The organism is Rhodococcus gannanensis, assembly GCF_042681175.1.
Taxonomy (GTDB): domain Bacteria; phylum Actinomycetota; class Actinomycetes; order Mycobacteriales; family Mycobacteriaceae; genus Rhodococcus_G; species Rhodococcus_G gannanensis.
Map to the genome: position 1 here is coordinate 310702 of NZ_JBHUFB010000013.1, position 16159 is coordinate 326860.

At 69.9% G+C, this 16159-nt stretch carries 12 protein-coding genes; 5 read left to right on the forward strand and 7 right to left on the reverse strand.

Features of this window, described 5'->3' with window-relative positions; all coding sequences use genetic code 11:
• Positions 1-1690, reverse strand: a 1690-nt coding sequence (locus ACFSJG_RS18670) for a proline--tRNA ligase (RefSeq protein WP_378486723.1), incomplete at its 3' end; no start/stop codon positions are given.
• Positions 1691-1879: 189 nt separating this feature from the next.
• Between ACFSJG_RS18670 and ACFSJG_RS18675 the strand changes: the two genes are divergently transcribed.
• The 4 genes from ACFSJG_RS18675 (at position 1880) to ACFSJG_RS18690 (ending at position 9422) form a co-directional block, all read left to right on the forward strand.
• Positions 1880-3217, forward strand: coding sequence for a lipase family protein (locus ACFSJG_RS18675; RefSeq protein ID WP_378486724.1), 1338 nt, complete (start codon positions 1880-1882; stop codon positions 3215-3217).
• 100 nt (positions 3218-3317) lie between these two features.
• Complete coding sequence (gene yaaA, locus ACFSJG_RS18680) at positions 3318-4058, forward strand: peroxide stress protein YaaA (protein WP_378486725.1); 741 nt, start codon at positions 3318-3320, stop codon at positions 4056-4058.
• A 97-nt stretch (positions 4059-4155) separates the two neighbouring features.
• A complete protein-coding gene (locus ACFSJG_RS18685) occupies positions 4156-7434 on the forward strand; it encodes an arabinosyltransferase domain-containing protein (RefSeq protein ID WP_378486726.1) in 3279 nt (1092 codons plus the stop codon).
• A gap of 173 nt (positions 7435-7607) precedes the next feature.
• A complete protein-coding gene (locus ACFSJG_RS18690) occupies positions 7608-9422 on the forward strand; it encodes a neocarzinostatin apoprotein domain-containing protein (RefSeq protein WP_378486727.1) in 1815 nt (604 codons plus the stop codon).
• A 36-nt stretch (positions 9423-9458) separates the two neighbouring features.
• Here ACFSJG_RS18690 and ACFSJG_RS18695 read toward each other — a convergent pair whose 3' ends face one another.
• Complete coding sequence (locus ACFSJG_RS18695; protein ID WP_378486728.1) at positions 9459-10331, reverse strand: class I SAM-dependent methyltransferase; 873 nt, start codon at positions 10329-10331, stop codon at positions 9459-9461.
• 47 nt (positions 10332-10378) lie between these two features.
• On the opposite strand from ACFSJG_RS18695, the gene ACFSJG_RS18700 reads away from it, so the two are divergent.
• A complete protein-coding gene (locus ACFSJG_RS18700; protein ID WP_378486729.1) occupies positions 10379-10963 on the forward strand; it encodes a helix-turn-helix domain-containing protein in 585 nt (194 codons plus the stop codon).
• A 32-nt stretch (positions 10964-10995) separates the two neighbouring features.
• Here the strand turns inward: ACFSJG_RS18700 and ACFSJG_RS18705 are convergent, their stop codons facing one another.
• The 5 genes from ACFSJG_RS18705 to cobO form a co-directional block, all read right to left on the reverse strand.
• Positions 10996-12402 carry an MFS transporter gene (locus ACFSJG_RS18705; RefSeq protein ID WP_378486873.1) on the reverse strand — a complete coding sequence of 469 codons (1407 nt, stop codon included), beginning with the start codon at positions 12400-12402 and terminating at the stop codon, positions 10996-10998.
• Between the two features lie 86 nt (positions 12403-12488).
• On the reverse strand, positions 12489-13703 hold the full coding sequence (gene cobA, locus ACFSJG_RS18710) for a uroporphyrinogen-III C-methyltransferase (RefSeq protein WP_378486730.1): 1215 nt from the start codon (positions 13701-13703) through the stop codon (positions 12489-12491).
• Positions 13704-13784: 81 nt separating this feature from the next.
• The gene (locus tag ACFSJG_RS18715) at positions 13785-14159 is read right to left on the reverse strand and encodes a cobalamin biosynthesis protein (protein WP_378486731.1); all 375 of its coding nucleotides are present in this window, start codon (positions 14157-14159) and stop codon (positions 13785-13787) included.
• Positions 14152-15543 carry a cobyrinate a,c-diamide synthase gene (locus ACFSJG_RS18720; RefSeq protein WP_378486732.1) on the reverse strand — a complete coding sequence of 464 codons (1392 nt, stop codon included), beginning with the start codon at positions 15541-15543 and terminating at the stop codon, positions 14152-14154. Before ACFSJG_RS18720 ends, ACFSJG_RS18715 begins: the two co-directional genes overlap by 8 nt.
• Positions 15537-16151 carry a cob(I)yrinic acid a,c-diamide adenosyltransferase gene (gene cobO, locus ACFSJG_RS18725; RefSeq protein ID WP_378486733.1) on the reverse strand — a complete coding sequence of 205 codons (615 nt, stop codon included), beginning with the start codon at positions 16149-16151 and terminating at the stop codon, positions 15537-15539. The genes ACFSJG_RS18720 and cobO overlap by 7 nt, the downstream gene beginning before the upstream one ends.
• Between the last annotated feature and the right edge of the window lie 8 nt (positions 16152-16159).

Genomic DNA, 16159 nt, shown 5'->3' on the forward strand with positions numbered 1-16159 from the left:
GGGACTCGCCCGTGAAGCGGTCGCGCAGTTCGACATTCCCGTCGGCGTAACCACGACCGACGACCACGATCAGCGGGACACCGAGCAGTTCGGAGTCCTTGAACTTCACGCCCGGCGACGCCTTGCGGTCGTCGAGGATCACCGACAGGCCCGCACCGTCGAGCTGCGCGGCGAGCGCCTCGGCGCCCTCGCGTGCGGCGTCGTCCTTGTTCGCGATGACCAGGTGCACGTTCGCCGGGGCCACCTCGGCGGGCCAGCGCAGTCCCTTGTCGTCGTGCTGCTGCTCGGCGATGACGGCAACCAGCCGGGACACGCCGATTCCGTACGAGCCCATCGTCGGGCGCACCGGCTTGCCGTTCTCGCCGAGGACGTTCACCTCGAACGCGTCGGTGTACTTGCGGCCCAGCTGGAAGACGTGTCCGACCTCGATGCCGCGAGCCGCCACGAGTGCGCCCGCACCGTCCGGTGAGGGATCGCCGTCGCGAACCTCGGCGGCCTCGATGGTGCCGTCTGGAGTGAAGTCGCGGCCGGCGACGAGACCGACGACGTGCTTGCCCTCCTCGTCGGCGCCGGTGATCCAGCTGGTGCCGTCGACCACACGCGGGTCGACGAGATAGCGGACACCGTTCTCCTGCAATGCCTTCGGGCCGATGTAACCCTTGACGAGGAACGGGTTGTTCTTGAAGTCGGTCTCGGTCAGGAGCACGTACTCGGCCGGTTCCAGCGACGCCTCGAGGCGCTTCGCGTCGACCTCGCGGTCGCCGGGCACGCCGATGCCGAGCAGTTCCCACTCGCCACCCGGCACTCGGGTCTTCACCATCACGTTCTTCAGCGTGTCCGCGCCGGTGACGGTGCGGCCAAGGTCGGCTCCGTTCGCCCACTCGACCAGGGTGTCGATGGTCGCTGTCCCCGGGGTGTCGTAGACCTTCGCCTCGGGGAGCCCGTCGAACGGGATCGGCTCGGGCGCGAGAGTCTTGACGGCCTCGACGTTGGCGGCGTAGCCGGACTCGAGGCAGCGGACGTAGGTGTCCTCGCCGACCTCGGACTCGGCCAGGAACTCCTCGGACGCGCTGCCGCCCATCGCACCGGAGGTCGCGGACACGATGACGTACTTGACGCCGAGACGCTGCAGGATGCGCTCGTAGGCGTCCCGGTGCGCCTGGTAGGAGGCGGTCAGACCCTCGTCGGTGAGGTCGAACGAGTACGAGTCCTTCATGACGAACTCGCGACCGCGCAGGATGCCGGCGCGGGGCCGCTCCTCGTCGCGGTACTTGGTCTGGACCTGGTAGAGGGTGACCGGGAAGTCCTTGTACGAGTTGTACTCACCCTTGACGGTGAGCGCGAACAGTTCCTCGTGCGTCGGCCCGAGCAGGTAGTCGTTGCCCTTGCGGTCCTTCAGCCGGAACAGTCCCTGGCCGTACTCGGTCCAGCGGTTGCTGGTCTCGTAGGGGTCGCGCGGCAGCAGTGCGGGCAGCAGGATCTCCTGGGCGCCGATGGCGTCCATCTCCTCGCGGACGACCCGCTCGACCTCACGCATCACCTTCAGGCCGAGCGGCAGCCAGGAGTAGACACCCGGCGCGATGCGGCGAACATAGCCGGCTCGAACCAGCAGCCTGTGGCTGGGAACCTCGGCATCGGCCGGATCGTCACGGAGGGTGCGCAGGAACAGCTGAGACAGGCGGGTGATCACGGGATATCAGGATAGTCGGCGACCCGAGGCCGACCGGAACCGCCAGTGCTCACATCACTGTGACCGCCATCACAACTAGACACTTATTGTGGTTACTGTCGGGTAAGTTCCTGGTGGCCGGCGCCACACCCCACCTCGGGTGCGCGCTCGGTCACCTCACGAATCACACGACCACAGGGGGAGAATCACGTGCTCGGACAGGGTTGGAGACGAGAGAAGCCGCGCCCGCCGCGGAAGACGCGTCGAGCAGGCACGACGGCGCTCACCGTCGGCCTGGCGCTCGGAATCGCCGCCACACTCTGCGCGAGTCCCGCCGTCGCCGATCCGGTCAGCGCCTTCTACGTGCCCCCGGCGCAGTTCGACTCCACCCCCGGCGCCGTGATCAGGAACGAACCCCTCCCGATCCTCGCCACCGTCCCCGGAGGAAGCGGCACCTGGCCCGCCGAAGGCCGCCAGGTCCTGTACACCTCGACCATGCAGGACGGCTCGCCCGTCGCCGTCAGCGGCACGTTCGTCGACACCAACCGCCCCTGGACGGGGTCCGGCCCTCGCCCGACGGTCGTCATCGCACCCGGCACCTCCGGGCAGGGCGACCAGTGCGCGGTGTCGGCGGCCTTCCAGAACGGAATGTACGTCGACATCTCGAAGGCGTCGTTCTCGGCGAACCAGGAGATCCTGTCGGCCGCCGCGTGGAGCGCCATGGGTGCGCGCGTGTTCGTGACCGACCACATCGGCCTGGGAACACCCGGCGTCCACACGTACGTCAACAACAAGGAGAGCGGGTACGCCGTGCTCGACGCGGCGCGCGCCGCGAACAACCTCTCCGGCGGATCAGCGACACCGATCGTCCTCTGGGGCTACTCCCAGGGCGGCGGTGCCACCGCGGCCGCGGCCGAGATGCAGCCGACCTACGCCCCCGACGTGAATCTGAAGGGCACCTGGGCGGGAGGCCCGACCGCGAACCTGACCGAGATCCTCGGCCAGGTCGACGGCAGCCTCATCGGCGGCGTGGTCGGATTCGCCCTCAACGGATTCCTGGACCGCGACCCCGCACTGCGCCCCCAGGCCGAGCAGGTCCTCAACCCGCGCGGACTGGCGTTCCTCGACGAGATGCGCGACGCGTGCATCGGCGACGTCATCCTGAAGCACCCGTTCCTGAAGTCGAGCACCCTCACCGTCGACGGCCGGCCTCTCCTCGACCACTTCCGCGAGATGCCCGACGCCATGCGGACCCTCGACGCTCAGCGCATCGGCCGGCTCACCCCCGCCAGCCCCGTCCTGATCACCAGTGGTCTCAACGACGACACCGTCCCCTACGGTCAGGCACGGCAACTGGCCGAGGACTGGTGCGCGAAGGGCGCGACGGTCCGATTCGACACGAACGACCTGCCGCCGATCGCGTCCGGTGCGACGATTCCGAACCACTTCGGTCCGCAGATCGCCGACGGGTACATGAGCGACAAGGTCGTGACGTACCTGCTCGACCGGCTCGCCGACAAGCCGATCTCCGGCTGCACCATCTCCTGATCCGCGCGATTCGTCACCGCCCCTCGGCTCACACCGAGGGGCGGTGTCGTATCCGGTCCGTGTAGGGATCTACCCGGCTCCGGAGGTAGCGTTACCGGCCGTGCTGGTACTGCTGCCTCCCTCCGAAACGAAGTCCGACGGCGGCAAGGGCGCTCCCCTCGACCTCGGTGAGCTGTCGTTCCCGAAGCTAACCTCGACCCGCGAGATGCTCGTGGACACACTCGTCGCGCTCGCCGACGACGTGGAGGCGTCCAGTGTCGCGCTCGGGCTCAGCGCGGGTCAGTCGGACGAGGTCGCGCGCAACGCCGAACTGTGGACCTCGCCAACGCGGCCGGCCCTCGAGCGCTACACCGGGGTGTTGTTCGACGCGCTCGACGTGAGATCCCTCACCCGCGTGCAGAAGTCGAAGGCGATGACGCGGCTCGCGATCGGTTCCGCGCTGTTCGGCGTCGTCCGGCCGGGGGATCCGATTCCGGCGTACCGACTCTCGGGCGGATCGAAGCTGCCCGGGATGGGCACCCTGCAGTCGCTGTGGAAGCCGGAGATCACGCCTGCACTCGAAGCGGAGGACGCAGGCCTGATCGTGGACCTACGGTCGGGCACCTACCAGCAGTTGGGCCCCGTGCCCGGTGCGGTGACCGCGACGGTTCTGACGGAGAAGCCGGACGGCAGCCGGTCGGTGGTGAGCCATTTCAACAAGCACCACAAGGGGTTGCTCGCGCGTGCGCTCGTCGTCTCCCGAGCCGAGCCGTCGGACGTGCGCGGCGTCGCGCGGGTCGCAGCGAAGGCGGGCCTGCGCGTCGAGATCGCGTCCGCGACGGAGCTCGTCATCCTGACCTGATCCGACTCACCCGTCACTCCATCGGCCGGCGCCGGAACGTCGACAGCGGAACGGAGGATTCAGGTTTCGCTGCCCGGTGTGGATAGGCTCGCATTCCGTGACGAACACGACGACTGCGACCGGGACGCCGCCTCCACACTCGTCCGCCGCCCGTGGACGTCCGGTCTCACCGACCGGTCCGCAGCGTACGAGGCTGGTCGCCGTGATCAGCGCCGTGGCCGGTGTTCTTGCCGCACTCGCGATTCCGTTCCTGCCCGTCGAACAGACACAGGCGCGAATCTCGTGGCCGCAGGGCGGATCGCTGGACGGCGTCACTGCACCTCTGGTGTCGTACAGCCCGACCGATCTGGACATACGCATTCCGTGCACGGCCCTCGGGGAGTTGGCCGCGACGGGGGGTGGTGTCCTGGTGTCGACGGCGCCGATCGGAGCCGCCCAGCCGGACCGGTGGGCGCTGTCCGCCCGCGTACTCGACCGCGGCGGCTCCGCCCAACTCGAGGTCGTCACGCGAAACACGATCCTGCTGTCCACGCCTGTCACGTCGCTGACCGGGACCGATTGTGCGGTGACGATCACCTCGACGCCGACCCGGACCGTCGCCGCTGTCACCGGCAGTGACAACGACACCGAGCAGGTGTTCGACCGTGACCTGCGTCCACAGATGGTCGGCGTCTTCTCCGACCTGGACGGAGCTGCTCCGGCCGGACTGCGGGTCGACGCGACGCTCGACACCCGATTCACCACGTCACCGACCCCGTTGAAGCTTCTCGCGATGATCGTGGCGATCCTGGCGACCGCGATTGCACTGTGGTCGCTGCACCGCCTCGACACCGTCGACGGCCGGCACTCCCGGCGGTTCCTTCCCGCTTCGTGGTGGTCGTTCACCCGTATCGACGCCGTGGTCGTGGGAGTGCTCGCCCTGTGGCATGTGATCGGCGCGAACACCTCGGACGATGGCTACCAGCTGGGTATGGCACGCACGGCCGGCGAGGCCGGATACATGGCGAACTACTTCCGCTGGTTCGGTGTCCCCGAGGCGCCGTTCGGCACCCCCTTCTACGACGTCCTCGCAGTGATGACCCAGCTGTCGACCGCCAGCATCTGGATGCGACTGCCCGCGCTGGCAGCCGGACTGCTCGCGTGGTGGCTGCTCAGCCGGGAGGTGGCGCCGAGGCTCGGCGTGGCCGCCCGCCGGACATCCCTGCCGCTGTGGACCGGGGCTCTAGTGTTTCTCGCGTTCTGGTTGCCGTTCAACAACGGTCTGCGACCGGAACCGATCGTCGCTGTCGGCGTCCTGCTCACCTGGTGCTCCGTCGAACGAGCGGTCGCAACGCGCCGCCTGTTCCCCGCAGCGGCAGCCATCCTCGTGGGCGCGATCACCGTGACCGCCGGCCCGTCGGGGATCATCTGCTTCGCCGCATTGATCTCCGGCGCCCGCCCGATCGCCCGGATCGTGGCCGACCGGGCCCGCCTCGTCGGCCACGCCGCACTGCTCCTTCCGATGATCTCGGCCGGTCTCGTGGTGCTCGTCGCGGCGTTCGCGGACCAGTCGTTCGCTGCGGTGCGGGAAATGCAGCGGGTACACGCTGTTGGGCCGGACGAGCCGTGGTTCAACGAGTACCTCCGCTACCAATGGCTGTTGCAGGACAGTACGGACGGCTCGCTGGCCCGGCGGTTCGCCGTGATCACGATGGTGCTCTGCTTGACGACGGTCGTGGTGGCACTGCTGCGGCGGGGCCGAATCCCCGGCGCCGCAACGGGACCGACCAGCCGAATCGCCGGCACCACTCTCGGCGCGATGGTGCTGATGACGTTCGTGCCCACCAAGTGGACCCACCATTTCGGGATCTATGCCGGGCTCGCCGGCGCCCTCGCGATCGCCGCCGCCATCGCCGTGGCACCGGCGGTGTTGCGGTCCCGGCGGAACCGCGCGCTCTTCGCTGCGGCCATGACATGCGTCGTGGCGATCTCGTTCGCCGGCCGCAACGACTGGTGGTACGTCTCGAGTTACGGGGTTCCGTGGTTCGACAAGCCGCCGTCGATCGGCGGGCACGGGTTCGCGGTCGCGTTCCTCGCTCTCGCGGTACTGCTGTTCGGGGTGGCGGCCTGGTTCCACATTCATCCGAGCGCCTCGGCCCGGACCGACAAGCCGTCCCGGCTCTGGGCGATCCCGCCGTTGACGGTCGCCGCGGCGGTGATGGTCGCGTTCGAGGTGCTCTCCCTCGCCAAGGGTGCAGTGTCGCAGTACCCCGCCTATTCGGTTGCCCGCTCCAACGTCGACGCCCTGACCGGCTCGACGTGCGGACTGGCGAACGACGTCCTCCTCGAAACCGACCCCAACGCATCGATGCTGCAACCGCTCTCCGGAAACACCGCGACGGCACTCGCGGCGGGCGGCGGTGACGGGTTCACGCCGAACGGTGTCGCGCAGGACCTCACCCCGGCAGCCGAGGACGTCGCCTCCGGAACCGCGAACACCGTCGACCGCACGGGCGCCGACCAGAACACGACCGGCAGCACCGCCGGCACCGGCGGCGGATTCGGCGGCGAAGGCGTCAACGGAAGTACGGTGGCCCTGCCCTTCGGTCTCGATCCGGTGACCACCCCCGTGCTCGGCAGCGACGGCGCCGACGGTGTCGCCACCGTCACCACCGACTGGTACCGCCTTCCCGAGCCCGACGGTTCCGGGTCCCGGGGCGACCTGGTGTCGATCTCGGCGGCAGGGTCGATCCGGTCCGTCGATTCCGACGGCATCGAAACCTACGGTCAGGACCTGGTAATCGAGTACGGCGCGCGTGGTACAGGCGACGCGATCACCCCGCTGGGCTCGGTGGTGCCGCTCGACATCGGACCCACACCGTCGTGGCGGAACCTCCGCGTTCCCCTCGACACCCTGCCCGCAGAAGCCGACGTCGTACGAGTCGTGGCGGCCGACCACGACGTCCGCCCCGAGCAGTGGCTGGCATTCACCCCACCGCGGGTACCGCAGACCCGCACGCTGCAGGAGGTGGTCGGCCGCGACACCCCGGTCCTGTTGGACTGGGCCGTCGGGCTGAACTTTCCGTGCCAGCACCAGATGTTGCACTCGAACGGGGTCGCGGAAGTACCCGAGTACCGGATCTCCCCGGACCGACCGCTCGCCGTGGTCACCGGTCTGTGGCAGGACCACTACGGCGGCGGACCACTCGGGTGGACACAATTGCTGCTCGGCGCCCGGACGATCCCTTCCTACCTGGCGCACGACTGGGACAGGGACTGGGGTTCGATCGAGCAGTTCGTCCCGATCGACCGGGCCGCCGCACCCGCGCAGATCCAGACCGAGGCGGTGACGCGATCCGGGTTCTGGACACCGGGCCCGATCAACATCACGTCATGACCCGATCAGGGCTCCCCGACGGAACGGGTGACCACGACCATCCGACCGCGGCCACCCACGCCGTCGGGCTGCGCTGCGCGGGTACCGCCCGAACGGACGTCCAGCACATAGGTTAGCCTCACCTCTCGTCGTTGTGGTGCCGTCGTCGGCGGCCCGGACCAGGGAGTTGGGGAATGCGCGTGTTCAGGAGGGTGGCGCTCGCGGCAGCGGTCGTCACGATGTCGGCGGCGATCCCCCTCGGGATCGCACAGGCGCAGCAGGCGCCGAGTGGCTCGGCCTCGGGCGGTGTCTCGCTCGGCCCGGTCGACGTCGACTTCGGCGCGGGCACCGGTGCCATCACCCTCTCGCGGGCCGACGGACTGAACACCGGCGACACCGTCACGGTGACCGGCACCGGCTTCAAGGCCGACACTCCCCTGTACCTGGCGCAGACCGTCGCCAAGCCGGCGGTCGGTTTCCCGACCACCTACGGGCAGGAGGCGAAGGTCACCACCGGCCCCGACGGCAGCTTCACCGCCGACATCGAGGCCAGCCGTAACGTCAAGAACGTCGACTGCCTCCAGACCGACTGCTACATCGCCACTTTCGCGGCCTTCCCGTCGATCTTCACGGACCGCAGCCAGGACGTCTGGGTGCCCATCTCGTTCGCGTCCGACGCGGCGGTCGCCCAGCAGGGCTCCGGCGCCGCACCGGGAGCCGGTGGGCCCGTCACCACCGTCTCGAAGACCTCGGGCGTCCGTTCCGAGGGCGAGACGCTCCGCGTGTCGGGTACCGGATTCTCCGCCGCGGGCGCCGGCATCTACGTCGGCCTCGCCGAGACCGGCCGCTACAACCCGACGAACGCCGACTCGTTCGCGTCCACCGTCTACGTGCGCTCGACCGAGATCAACGGCGGCGCATGGTCGGTCGACCTGCCCGTACGGGCCCGGTCCGGCGCCGCCGACTGCCTCGCCCGCAGCTGTGCGATCTACACGCTCGCAGCCCACGGCTCCCCCGACCGCAGCCAGGACACCGTCACCCCGGTCACGTTCGATCCCGCGGGCGCATCGGCGGCCGCGCCGACCACGACTGCCACCGCACCCGCAGGCAGCCCGTCGGTGTCCGCCTCCAAGACCTCGGGACTGAACGCGGCCGGCGACACCATCACCGTGTCGGGTACCGGATTCTCCACCACCGGCGCGGGCATCTACGTCGGTGTCGCACAATCGAATCGCTTCTCGACGACCGACGCCTCCGCATTCCAGGACGCGAAGTTCATCCGCGCCTCCGACATGTCGAACGGATCGTGGTCGACGACCCTCGGCGTCACCGGCGCGTTCGGCGACAGCGACTGCACGCGCAACGCCTGCGCCGTCTACACCCTCGCCGCTCACGGCTCCGCCGACCGCAGCCAGGACACGGTCACCCCGATCAGCTTCGTCGGAACAGCGAACCCGACGACGACCACCGCCGCGGCCCCGGCAGCCGGGACGGCGGCGGTCACGGCGTCGAAGACCGACGGGCTCGACGCCGCGGGCGAGACGGTCACCGTGAGCGGCACCGGGTTCTCCGGCGCCGGCGCGGGCATCTACGTCGGACTGATCCAGGACGACCGCTACTCGGCGACGGACGCGTCCGCGTGGATGACCACCGCCTACCTCACACCCGACAAGATCGTCGACGGCGCCTGGACGACCGAGCTGGAACTGGCTGCGGTGAAGGGTGATTCGGACTGCACCCGGAACGCGTGCTCGATCTACACCGTCGCCGCGCACGGTTCACCCGATCGCAGCCAGGACACCCGCACGCCGGTCACGTTCGGCGCGGGTTCCGCATCGGTTGCGGTGACGACGTCCGCCGCGTCGGAGCCCGAGGTGCGCACCCTCGCCGACACCGGCACCGCGACCGACGAGTCCGGCACCTCGGTCACGACCATCGTGATCGGCGTCTGCGTCGTGGTGCTCGCCGCGGTCGGTGCCGGCGCGTTCATGCTCCGCCGAAGGGCCTGATCCGGCAGTCCCCCGGGAACGGTCGCTCTGGCCCGTTCAGGCCCGAGCGACCCAGCCGGTTCGGCCGACCCGCGCGGTCAGGTCGTCACGGCGCATCAGCGAGTCGGGGTGCCCGTCGGTGAGAAGGTCGTCGAGAACACGGAGATCGCCGTCACCCAGCCGATCGGCGAGGGCACCGCGCATCCGCTCGACGTTCAGCCGCGCATAGCGCCGGACCGGCTCCGATGCGGGCCGCACGACCTCGAACGACCGCTGGTCGACGACCTCGAAGCCTGCACGCTCGAGATGCCCCCGCCAGTCCGGGTAGGAGTTCCAGCCCTGCGCGGTGAGGGTCTCGTGGCAGCGGGATTCGAGTCCCTCGCCGACAGCGTCCGGAAGGAACCGGGGCAGCGAGTCCATCTCGACCACGGCGAGCACACCGTCCGGGGTGAGTGCGTCCCGCACGCCACGGAGCAGACGGTCGGGATCGGCGACCTCGTGCAGCGAGGCGGACGCCCACGCGACGTCGACACCTCGGGCGTCCGACGGCCAGGCGGCGTCGAGGTCGGCCTCCACGATCCGCAGCCTGCCGTCGAGGCCGTGTGCGGCGGCCGTTGCGCGGAGTCGATCGATCATCGTGGGCCACCGGTCGATCGCGATCAGGTCGGCACCGTCGAAGCGGCGTGCGAGCGCCACTGTGCCGGTGCCGGTGCCGGCGCCGATGTCGACGACGCTGCGAACCGGGGCGGACGCGTGGCCGGCCACCCAGTCGGTGATGTCGTCGAGGCACGATCCCAGCACCTCGGCGTCGAGGTCGAGGACCTCGGCGAGGCCCTCGAGGGTCGCGACGTCCGGTTGCCCTTGCCCGTGGCCGTGTCCGTGCCCGTGACCGTGCGCATGGTCTCGGGCGTGTGCGTGTGAGTGCTCCATGACTCCACGCTAGCGCTGCCCTGCTCTGAGCGCATACACTCTTGCGCATGACGCAAGAACGCGGGCTGGAGGACGTCATCCGCCAGCGCATCCGCAGCCTCCGCCTCGCCCGAGGCTGGTCCCTCGACACGCTGGCCACACGCTGCCACCTCAGCCCCTCGACACTGAGTCGCATCGAGACGGGTCACCGACGCATCGCGCTCGACCAGCTGGTGCCCATCGCCCGAGCACTCGACACGACCCTCGACGAGCTGGTCGAGTCTCCGGACGACGAGGACGTGGTGATCCGTCCCGAGCCGCAGCGCAGGCAGGGCATCACCACGTGGCTCCTGTCCCGTGAGTCCAGCCTGCCCGGCGTGACCGTCGCGAAGCTTCGCATCACCGACAGCGACCCGCTCCCGGTCGACAAGCTGGGCGTACATCCGGGACACGAGTGGTTCACAGTGCTGTCCGGGTCGGTCCGACTCCAACTCGGCGAGCGCACGATCCTGGTCGAGGTCGGTCAGGCCGCTCAGTTCTCCACGATGACTCCACACGCCATCACCGCACATCGCGGCCCCGTCGAGGTCCTCTCGATCTTCGATCGGGACGGGGAACGCGCGCACCTGCACCCCGACAACGAACAGCACTGAGCGAGCGGCGCGAGTCGCGGACGACCGGAGGCTTATGCCTCCTGCGCCGCCTTCTCCGCGGCCTGCGCCTGCGCGACCTGCTCCGGCGTGAACCGAATGAACAGGGCGGCCAGCGCCGCGAGTGCGGCGAGAATCGCGCAGCCGAGCAACGCGAAGGTGTAACCCTGACTCAGGGCGTCGAGCTGAGCCGGGTTCATCTCGGCGGCAGGCACTCCCGAGACACCACCGAGCGACAGCGTCTTGGAGGTCGCCATCGCGCCGACGATCGCCAGACCGATGGGTCCGAACAGCACATTCGCGACCTGGGCGATCGCGGCGAGCGGCCCGATCTCGTGCGGGCCGACCCCGGAGATCGCGCACAGCGGCAGTGGCACCACCGCGAGGCCGACTCCGAAGCCGACACCGACGACGAGTCCGAGCATGTGCGAGACGTAGGTGGTGGACGTGTCCAGTGTCGAGCCGTACATCAGGCCCGCGAAGGTGAGCAGGGTGCCCGCGACAACCAGCCACCGCGGCGGGACCCGGACCGCAAGCTTCGACGCGACGAAAGCCGCGGCGCCGAGCCCGAACGCGAACGGCACGAACGCCAGGCCCGCCCGCAGCGGCGTGTACCCGAGCACGTCCTGGACGAACAGCGCGACGAACGGCGCCAGCGAGAACATCACCATTCCGACCAGGGCGATGGCGATGAACGTCGCCACCCGGTCGCGGTTGCGGAACAGGGAGAACGGCAGCAGCGGATTCTCGGCACGTCTCTCCACCAGGAGAAACGCCCCGAGCAGCACCAGGCCGCCGATCAGCCCGGCGAGCACCAGCGGGCTCCCCCATCCCATCTCGGGCCCCTCGGTGAAACCGAACACGACGGCGGTGCAGCCGAGAGTCGCGAGGATCGCTCCCGGAACATCGAGCTTGAGCCGTTCGGCATTGGTCTCCGAGAGGGAGGAGAACGCGAACACCAGGATCACCAGGCCGATGGGCACGTTGATGAGGAAGATCCACCGCCACGACACCTCGGTCAGGGCACCGCCGGCGATCAGCCCGGTCACCGACCCGACGCCCGTCATGGCCGCGAAGATCGCGATTGCCTGATTGCGGACGGGGCCCGGCGCGAACGTTGTCGCGACGAGCGCCAACGCGGTCGGCGACGCGATGGCGGCGCCCACACCCTGCAGTGCCCGGGCCGCAACGAGAGTGGCCTCGTTGAACGCGAGCCCGCACAGCAATGATGTGACGGTGAAGATCGCGACACCCGCGATGAAGACTCGCTTACGTCCGAACGCGTCACCGAGGCGGCCGCCGAGCAGCATCAGTCCACCGAACGTGAGCGCATACGACGTGATGACCCAGTTGCGGCCGGCGTCGCTGAGACCGAGGTCCTCCTGGATCCGGGACAGCGCGAGCGAGGCCACCGTCCCGTCCAGCACCATCATCAGCTGCATGCCGCTGAGGACGACGATCGCGAGACCGAACGCCCGCGTCGTCACGGGGTACTTCACGGCGGTGGAGTCAGACACGAGACCCCACGTTACCCACCGTTTACCGAGAACCCCGCCACGGGACCGACGACGATGATCGCGGGCGGGCGGATGCCCTCGTCCCTGATCCGGGCCGCGACGGTGCCGAGATCGGCGCGCAGTTCACGTTGTCCGCGGGTGGTGCCCTCCTGGATGACCGTCACGGGGGTGTCCGCGGCCCGGCCGCCGTCGACGAGGACTGTGGCGAACTTCTCGATCCGCTCGACGCCCATCAGGATCACGAGGGTTCCGCGCAGCTTCGCGAGTGCCGACCAGTCGGTCAGCGAGTCCGGGTGGTCGGGTGCGACGTGGCCGCTGACGACGACGAACTCGTGGGTGACGCCACGATGCGTGACGGGGATACCCGCCGCGGACGGGACGGCGATGGCACTGGTGATCCCGGGCACCACGGTGACCGGAACGCCGGCGTCGACGCACGCCTCGAGTTCCTCGAAGCCGCGGCCGAAGACGTACGGGTCGCCGCCCTTGAGCCGGACCACGAACTTGCCTGCCTTCGCGTTGTCGATCAGTGCGGCGTTGATCGCCTCCTGCGCCATCGCCCGGCCGTAGGGGATCTTCGCGGCGTCGATCACCTCGACCTGCGGGCCGAGTTCGGCGAGCAGTTCCGGCGGGGCGAGACGGTCTGCGACGACGACGTCCGCGCGCGCCAGCAGCCTACGACCGCGGACGGTGATCAGATCGGGGTCACCCGGACCACCGCCGACCAGCGCGACGCCCGCGGCGTGCGGCTCGTCGTCCGTCAGCGATCCCGACTGCAGTGCCTCCACGATGGCCGTCCGGACCGCAGCGGACCGGCGGTGGGCTCCCCCGGCCAGCACTCCGATCTCGAGACCGTCGAAGGACGCGCTCGCCGGGGTGACGGCGGTGCCCTGCTTTGCGCTGTCGGCGCGGACGCAGAAGATCCGGCGGCTCTCCGCCTCGGCGACGACCGCGGCGTTGGTGTCCGGTTCGTCGGTGCAGGCGATCGCGTACCAGGCGCCGTCGAGGTCGCCGTCGGTGTAGTCGCGCAGTTCCGCGGTGATCTGGCCGCCGGTCACCATGCCCTCCACTGCGGGAGTGACGGCGCGTGCAACGACGTGGACCCGGGCGCCCGACGCGACGAGCAGGCCGAGGCGACGCTGGGCGACGGTGCCGCCTCCGACGACGACGACCCGGCGGCCGGTCAGGTTCAGGCCGACGAGGTAACTCGTCTCGTCTGCAGCCACTTCGTTTCTCCTTCGTGCGCTTCGCGCCTGTGCGCACTTTTGGTAGCCATAGCTGCCAGAAACGCGCACAGGGGGTGGGTATCAAACAGTACGGGCGAGCGCGACGGTGACGCCATCGCGGGCCCGCTTGCGGGCGACGAGTTCGCCGCCCCCGGATCCGAGGATCGCCGCCGCCTCCGCGACACTCGGCGTTCCGACGACCGCGGCGACGCGGGCCGACGGGTTCGGTACCGAGGCGGCGGCCAACTCGGCGGCGGTGAAGCCGAGCACCGGCACCCCGAGTTCGGCTGCCGCGCGAACAACTGCGAGTTCGGCGGCCTTCCGGTCGAGGGTCGCGAGCGCGACGACGTCGGTCGGCGACGCGTCGATCTCCGCGATCGCGGATCGGACCGCGGTGACGACGGCGGCCGCGCCGACACCGTCGCGCAACCCGACGCCGACGACCAGATCAGCCATGCTGCTCGGCGAATCGACCTGCGGCCGAGACGAATCGGCGGATCGAGTCCGGGTTGCCCGCGGGGTGGGTGTGCAGGTACGAGGCGTGCACCTGTCCGCCCACGAATCCCTCCTTGGCCGCGGCCCCACCGACGTGCCAGCCCCAGGCCGGCGCCCAGCCCGCGGCGGACTGCTCCGCGAGGACGGTGCGGTGGAACTCGTGCCCGACGACGCGTTGCCCCGCGACGAACAGCAGCGAGGACTCCAGTGCGACTGCCTCGCGGTAGCCGAGGGTCAGTGCCGAACCGAACGTCGACTCGATGTCGATCACCCGGGTCATGGCGTGACCGTCGAGGGCGCGGGTCAGGTAGAGCAGTCCCGCGCATTCCGCGTGGATCGGCAGCCCGCGACGCGCCAGCTCCCGAACCGTGGTCAGCAGCGCGGTGTTCGCGGCCAGTGCGGGGGCGTGCTCCTCCGGGAAGCCTCCCGGCAGCACCAGTCCGGCGATCCCGTCCGGCAATTCGTCGGCCGCGGGATCGAACACGACGACACGCGCCCCCGCGGCCTCCAGCAGCTCGCGGTGTTCGGCGTAGCCGAAGGTGAACGCGGCCCCCCCTGCGACGGCGACGAGCGGTGAACCGGACACCGGTGTCCCCACCGCGGTGGCGGGATCCCAGGCCGGTGCCGCGACGGAGGCGGTTGCGAGCGCGCGCACGGCGTCCAGGTCGACGTGGCGGGCGATCAGGTCGGTCATCGCGTCGACCGCGGCCGTCGCTGCTCCGCCGTGCTCGACTGCGGTTACGAGGCCGAGGTGACGGGACGGCACCGCGAGTTCCGCGAGCCGAGGCACCGCGCCGAGCACCGGGATCCCGACCTTCTCGCACGCCTGGCGGAGCACCTGTTCGTGGCGGGGGCTGCCGACCCGGTTGAGGATCACGCCGCCGATCCGGACCGACGTGTCGAAGGTGGCGAATCCGTGCAGGACCGCGGCGAGTGACTGACTGTGCCCACGCGCGTCGACGACGAGGACGACGGGAGCGCCGAGCAGGCCGGCCACCTGAGCGGTGGATCCCTCGGCGGCCCCCTCCGGGGCGGGGTCGGAGATCTTGCCGTCGAACAGACCCATCACGCCCTCGACGACGGCGATGTCGCAGTCCGCGCTGCCGTGGCGGTAGAGCGGACCGATGCGGTCGGCGCCCACGAGCACGGGATCGAGATTGCGGCCGATCCGGCCCGCGGCGAGTCCGTGGTATCCGGGGTCGATGTAGTCGGGACCGACCTTGAACGGTGCGACCCGGTCCCCCGACGCCCGCAGTGCGCCGATCAATCCCGTTGCAACAGTGGTCTTTCCACTACCCGATGCGGGTGCGGCGATGACCACCGCGGGGCAGGTGGTGGCTACCACTCGATGCCCCGCTGCCCCTTGCGTCCGGCGTCCATCGGATGCTTCACCTTCGTCATCTCGGTGACCAGGTCCGCGGCGTCGAGGAGTGCCTGCGGGGCGTCCCGGCCGGTGATCACCACGTGCTGGGCGCCGGGGCGGTTCACCAGCACCTCGACGACCTCGTCGACGTCGACCCAGCCCCACTTGAGCGGGTACGTGAATTCGTCGAGGACGTAGAACTTGTGCTCCTCGTTCGCGATCCGGCGCGCCACCTCGCGCCAGCCGTCGAGCGCGACACGCGCGTGGTCCTCCTCCTCGCCCTTCTTCCGGCTCCAGGACCAGCCGTCGCCCATCTTGTTCCACTGCACCGGGCCACCCACCCCGGTCTGCTCGTGGATGTCACCGAGGGCACGGAACGCGGCCTCCTCGCCGACCTTCCACTTCGCGGACTTCACGAACTGGAACACGGCGACGTCGAAGCCCTGGTTCCACGCCCGCAGCGCCATCCCGAACGCGGCGGTGGACTTTCCCTTCCCGGGTCCGGTGTGCACCGCGAGGACGGGCGCATTGCGGCGCTGCCGGGTGGTCAGGCCGTCATCCGGGACACTGACGGGTACTCCCTGGGGCATGGTCGAGC

Bases quoted from the DNA above. Each gene is read 5' to 3' on its own strand.
- ACFSJG_RS18690 (WP_378486727.1), top strand. From the start codon at position 7,608: ATGCGCGTGTTCAGGAGGGTGGCGCTCGCGGCAGCGGTCGTCACGATG.
- ACFSJG_RS18695 (WP_378486728.1), bottom strand. From the start codon at position 10,331: ATGGAGCACTCACACGCACACGCCCGAGACCATGCGCACGGTCACGGG.
- ACFSJG_RS18700 (WP_378486729.1), top strand. From the start codon at position 10,379: ATGACGCAAGAACGCGGGCTGGAGGACGTCATCCGCCAGCGCATCCGC.
- ACFSJG_RS18705 (WP_378486873.1), bottom strand. From the start codon at position 12,402: ATGCAGCTGATGATGGTGCTGGACGGGACGGTGGCCTCGCTCGCGCTG.
- ACFSJG_RS18715 (WP_378486731.1), bottom strand. From the start codon at position 14,159: ATGGCTGATCTGGTCGTCGGCGTCGGGTTGCGCGACGGTGTCGGCGCG.
- cobO (WP_378486733.1), bottom strand. From the start codon at position 16,151: ATGCCCCAGGGAGTACCCGTCAGTGTCCCGGATGACGGCCTGACCACC.